We start from the raw sequence: 5,190 nt of genomic DNA on the forward strand, positions 1-5,190 counted from the left end.
GGCGCGGCTGGAGGGGGCGAACCTCTGGCAGGCGCGGCTGGAGGGGGCGAACCTCACGTGGGCGCGGCTGGAGAGGGCGGACCTTCGGTTATCCGACTTCAGGAAAACAAACTGGGCCGGCGCATCGAACCGGGCGTCGCCGGCCCAGTTTGCGGATCTGCGCAGCGCGCAAGGCCTGACGCAAGCCCAGCTCGATAATCTGATCGGCAACGCCGGGACGCTCCTGCCCGAGGGCGTGTCCGATACCGGCGAGCCATGGCATGTCTGGAGTTGCTGGGAGACCCCGCCCGAGGGCTTCGACGCCCTCGTCGCCCGCATCGCCGCGCAGGAGTTCGCCGACCCCGAAGCCATCCGCGCCGAGTTCCTTTGCTCGCCCGACAATCCCCGCCGCAAGACCGGCACCCCGCTTCCCCTCGGCGCTCGCTACCCCCCGGGCCATCCGCTCGCCGACCGTTAACCCCCCAGCCGGCAAGCCAAAATGGCAAGCCGGATTCCAGCCGCGTTCCGGCCGGGTTCCGGCCCCGCCAAATCCCCGTTAACGCTGGCGAAATCCGTCCTCCCGCGCGTCAGCCCGGAATCGCGACTTTTCCTGACCCCGCGCCCGTGCTACCTCGCCGCCATGGCCGAGCCCCTGACCCTCTACCTCGCCGCCCCGCGCGGCTTCTGCGCCGGCGTCGACCGGGCGATCCGCATCGTCGAGATGGCGCTGGAGAAATGGGGCGCCCCGGTCTACGTGCGCCACGAGATCGTGCACAACCGCTTCGTCGTGGACGGCCTGCGCGCCAAGGGCGCGGTCTTCGTCGAGGACCTCGACGAATGCCCCACCGACCGGCCGGTGATCTTCTCGGCGCATGGCGTGCCGAAGGCGGTTCCGGCCGAGGCCGAACGGCGCCACATGCTCTATGTCGATGCCACCTGCCCGCTCGTCTCCAAGGTGCATCTCGAGGCCGAGCGCCACCACGCGGAAGGCCTGCAGATGGTCATGATCGGCCACGCCGGCCATCCGGAGGTGATCGGCACCATGGGCCAGCTGCCCGAGGGCGAGGTGCTGCTGGTCGAGACCGTCGCCGACGTGGCGCATCTCCGCCCGCGCGACCCCGACCGGCTCGCCTTCATCACCCAGACCACGCTGTCGGTCGACGACACCGCCGAGATCGTGCGCGCGCTGGTCGCGCGGTTTCCCTCCATCCGGGTGCCGCGCCGCGAGGACATCTGCTACGCCACGACCAACCGGCAGGAGGCGGTCAAGGCGATGGCGCCGCTGGTCGAGGCTATCCTGGTGATCGGCGCCCCGAATTCCTCGAATTCCCAGCGGCTTGTCGAGGTCGGCCGCAAGGCGGGCTGCGCGAAGTCGCAACTGGTCCAGCGTGCCGCCGACATCGACTGGGCCGGGCTCGCGGGGCTCGCGACGATCGGCATAACCGCCGGCGCCTCCGCGCCGGACGTGCTGGTCGAGGAGGTGGTCGCGGCCTTCCGCAGCCGCTACGACGTGACCGAGCGCACCATCGAGACGGCGCGGGAGAACGTCGAGTTCAAGGTTCCGCGCATCCTGCGGGAGACCGTGGCATGACCCGCGTGCCCCTCGCCGCCGCGCTGGTCGGCGCCGCGGGCCTCGTCCCCTTCGCCTGGGGCGTGGCGATGCTCTTCCTCGAGGCCGGGACGCTGCCTACCTTCGGGTTCTTTCCCCCCGATCCCTCCGGCGGCGTGGTGATCCTCGAGAGCTTCGGGGCGGTGATCCTCGGCTTCATGGGCGGATGCCTCTGGGGATTCGCCTCGGCGCCCGATCGCCGGCCCACGCTGATCCTGCTGGCGGCCTCCGCGGTTCCGGCCTTGCTGGCGTTTCTCGCCATCCGTCCCGAACCCGCCATCGGCTGCCTTCGCCTCGCCTTCGGCTTCGTCGCGCTGCAGGCGATCGACGTGGTCTTCCAGCGGGTGGGGGTGACGCCCGACTACTGGCTGACACTCCGGCTGCCGCTGACGGCGGGCGTCATCGCGGCGCTGCTGACCGGCGCGCTCTATGGCTGAGCTCTTCGCCTATACCGATGGCGCCTGTTCGGGAAATCCCGGCCCCGGCGGCTGGGGCGCCGTCTTGGTCGCCCGGGACGGGACCGAGATCCTGAAGGAGCGCGAGCTCTCGGGGGGCGAGCCGGCGACGACGAACAACCGCATGGAGCTGATGGCGGCGATCGCGGCGCTCGAAGCCCTGGAGCGGCCCTCGCGGCTGACCGTCGTCACCGACAGCGCCTATCTGCGCGACGGCGTCACGCGCTGGATCCACGGCTGGAAGCGCAACGGCTGGCGGACCGCCGACCGCAAGCCGGTCAGGAACGAGGATCTGTGGCGCCGCCTCGATGCGGTGGCCGGCCGACACGAAGTGGCCTGGGAATGGGTGAAGGGCCACGCCGGCCACCCGGAGAACGAACGCGCCGATGCCCTCGCCCGCGAGGGCATGGCCCCTTTCCGACCCGAGCGCGCGGCCGGGTGACGCGGGCGTGACCGCCGCGCAGGCGCTCGATTTCGGCTCGGTCTTCGTCTTCGCGCTGACCGGGGCGCTGGTCGCCTCGCGGGCGCAGCTCGACATCGTCGGATTTCTCTTCATCGGCTGCCTCACGGCGGTCGGCGGCGGCACCCTGCGCGACGTGATCCTCGACCGCACGCCGGTGTTCTGGGTCGGCAACGCGGCCTATGTCGGCGTGGCCTGCCTCGCGGCGATCCTGGTGTTCTTCGCCGCGCCCCATATCGAATCGCGCTACCGGGCGATCCTCTGGCTCGACGCGCTGGCGCTGGCGGTGGCGGTGCCCGCGGGGGTGCTGGTGGCCTGGAACGAGGGCGCGACGCCGCCGATCGCGGTGATCATGGGTGTCGCCACCGGCTGCTTCGGCGGGCTGATGCGCGACGTGGTCTGCAACGAGCTGCCGCTGGTACTCCGGCAGGGCGAGCTCTACGTGACCGCCGCCTTTGCCGGTGCGCTCTCGGCGGTCGCGGTCTTCGCGACCCTCGGCACCGTCTCCGCCGCGCTGCTAGCCTGCGGTGGCGTCACCCTGGCGCTCAGGGCCGGAAGCATCGCCTTCGGCTGGCGCCTGCCGAACTACCGGAGCCGCCCGCCGCGGCGCTGATCGGGTCCCCGGTGATCGACCCATCCGAATCCGCGCTCCCGGGAACGAACGGGGAAGGGGCCCGCAGGCCCCTTCCGTTATTGCCCCCCGGTCTTGACTGCGCCAGCTATTCTGCTCGTTAGGCTCCGCTTGCAGTCAAAGCGCCGATCTAGCTGCAGCCGCTCGTGCCGCCGCAGGTGTTGCACTTCATGCAGGTGCCGTTGCGCACCAGCGTGAAATTGCCGCATTCGCCGCAGGGATCGCCCTCGTAGCCCTGCATCCTGGCCTTGGTCCGCGCATCGAGCGCCGTGACCGAGGTCATCTGCACGTCGCCGCGCACCGCCAGGCCGCTCAGCGATCCGTCGAGCCCGAGCGCCCCGGAAACCGAGGCCCCGCCCTGCAGCACCACCAGCTCCTGGGGCAGGCGCTTGCGCAGGTATCCCGTCGAGGAGAGCTGCCGGATCACGTCGATGGAGCTCTGCGCCGCCTCGCCCTCGATCCGCCGGACATTGCTGCCGCCCTCCGGCTCGCCGCGCCCGAGATCGTCGAAGCTCTCGCCGGTGGGCTTCACATGGGCGAGGTCGGTGCGGTCGAGATAGCTCACCGCCAGCTCGCGGAAGATGTAGTCGAGGATCGAGGTGGCGTTCTTGATCGAATCGTTGCCCTGCACCATGCCCGCCGGCTCGAAGCGGGTGAAGGTGAAGGCCTCGACGAATTCCTCGAGCGGCACGCCGTACTGGAGCCCGACCGAGATGGCGATGGCGAAGTTGTTCATCATCGCCCGGAAGGCCGCGCCCTCCTTGTGCATGTCGATGAAGATCTCGCCCAAGCTGCCGTCCGCGTATTCGCCGGTGCGCAGGTAGACCTTGTGACCGCCGACGATGGCCTTCTGGGTATAACCCTTGCGCCGTTCCGGCAACCGCTGGCGGTTGGCGCGCTCGACCTCCTTGAGGATGATCTTCTCGACGACCTTCTCCGCGAGCACCGTCACCCGCTCGGCCAGCGGCGCCTCGGTCAGCACCTCCTCGAGATCCTCGTCGTCCTCGATCAGCGCCGAGGAGAGCGGCTGCGAGAGCTTCGAGCCGTCGCGGTAGAGCGCGTTGGCCTTCACCCCGAGCGACCAGGAAAGCTCGTAGGCTGCCTTGCAATCGCCGATCGTGGCGTCGTTGGGCATGTTGATGGTCTTGGAGATCGCCCCCGAGACGAAGCTCTGCGCCGCGGCCATCATGCGGATGTGGCTCTCGACCGAGAGATAGCGCGTGCCGATCTTGCCGCAGAGATTGGCGCAGTCGAAGACCGCGTAGTGTTCGGGCTTCAGATGCGGCGCGCCTTCCAGGGTCATCGTTCCGCAGACGTGGTGGTTCGCCGCCTCGACCTGCGCCTTGCTGAAGCCGAGATGGCGCAGCAGGTCGAAGGCCGGGTCGAGCAGCTTCTCGGAAGGGATGCCGAGCACCTCGGTGCAGAAGGCCTCGCCGAGCGTCCACTGGTTGAAGACGAAGCGGATGTCGAAGGCGGTCGGCAGCGCCGCCTCGATCTTGGCGATCTCGTCGGCGCCGAAGCCGTGGCCGATCAGCGCCGTGGGGTTGATTTCCGGCGCATTGCCGATCGTGCCGTGGCCGACCGCATGGGCGACGATCTCCGCGACCTCCGCTTCCCGGTAGCCGAGGTTGCGCAGGGCCTGGGGAACGCCGCGGTTGATGATCTTGAAATAGCCGCCGCCCGCGAGCTTCTTGAACTTCACCAGCGCAAAATCCGGCTCGATCCCGGTCGTGTCACAATCCATCACCAGCCCGATGGTGCCGGTCGGCGCGATCACCGAGACCTGGGCGTTGCGGAAGCCGTGCTTCTCGCCGAGCGCCAGCGCCTCCTCCCAGACCGAATGCGCGAGATTGAGCAGCGCGCTGTCAGGGCAGTTGGCGTGGTCGAGCGCCACCGGCGGCACCGCCAGATCCTCGTAGCCCGTCAGCAGGCCCTGGGCTGCCCGGCGATGGTTGCGGATCACCCGCAGCATCGCCCCGGCGTTCCTCTCGTAGCCGGGGAAGGCCCCGAGCTCGCCGGCCATCTCCGCCGAGGCCGCGTAGGAAGCCCCGGTCAT

6 protein-coding genes are annotated in these 5,190 nt (G+C 69.7%); 5 read left to right on the top strand and 1 reads right to left on the bottom strand.

Annotated elements, in window-relative coordinates:
- The 5 genes from V7050_RS11695 to V7050_RS11715 all read left to right on the top strand — a co-directional run.
- Window positions 1-457: pentapeptide repeat-containing protein (locus V7050_RS11695; protein ID WP_324368315.1), on the top strand; the 457-nt coding region annotated here is incomplete at its 5' end.
- A 162-nt stretch (window positions 458-619) separates the two neighbouring features.
- Window positions 620-1,570 carry a 4-hydroxy-3-methylbut-2-enyl diphosphate reductase gene (gene ispH, locus V7050_RS11700; RefSeq protein WP_324368316.1) on the top strand — a complete coding sequence of 317 codons (951 nt, stop codon included), beginning with the start codon at window positions 620-622 and terminating at the stop codon, window positions 1,568-1,570.
- Window positions 1,567-2,025: a DUF3429 domain-containing protein gene (locus V7050_RS11705; protein ID WP_324368318.1), complete on the top strand. Its 459-nt coding sequence runs from the start codon at window positions 1,567-1,569 to the stop codon at window positions 2,023-2,025. Before ispH ends, V7050_RS11705 begins: the two co-directional genes overlap by 4 nt.
- Window positions 2,018-2,485 (top strand): ribonuclease HI, encoded by a 468-nt coding sequence (rnhA, locus tag V7050_RS11710; RefSeq protein ID WP_324368320.1) that lies wholly within the window; start codon window positions 2,018-2,020, stop codon window positions 2,483-2,485. The genes V7050_RS11705 and rnhA overlap by 8 nt, the downstream gene beginning before the upstream one ends.
- Before the next feature lie 7 nt (window positions 2,486-2,492).
- Window positions 2,493-3,116, top strand: coding sequence for a trimeric intracellular cation channel family protein (locus tag V7050_RS11715; RefSeq protein ID WP_324368322.1), 624 nt, complete (start codon window positions 2,493-2,495; stop codon window positions 3,114-3,116).
- A gap of 148 nt (window positions 3,117-3,264) precedes the next feature.
- Here the strand turns inward: V7050_RS11715 and V7050_RS11720 are convergent.
- Window positions 3,265-5,190, bottom strand: a 1,926-nt coding sequence (locus V7050_RS11720; RefSeq protein WP_442885689.1) for a TSCPD domain-containing protein, incomplete at its 5' end; no start/stop codon positions are given.

The organism is Amaricoccus sp., assembly GCF_036846665.1.
Lineage (GTDB): Bacteria > Pseudomonadota > Alphaproteobacteria > Rhodobacterales > Rhodobacteraceae > Amaricoccus.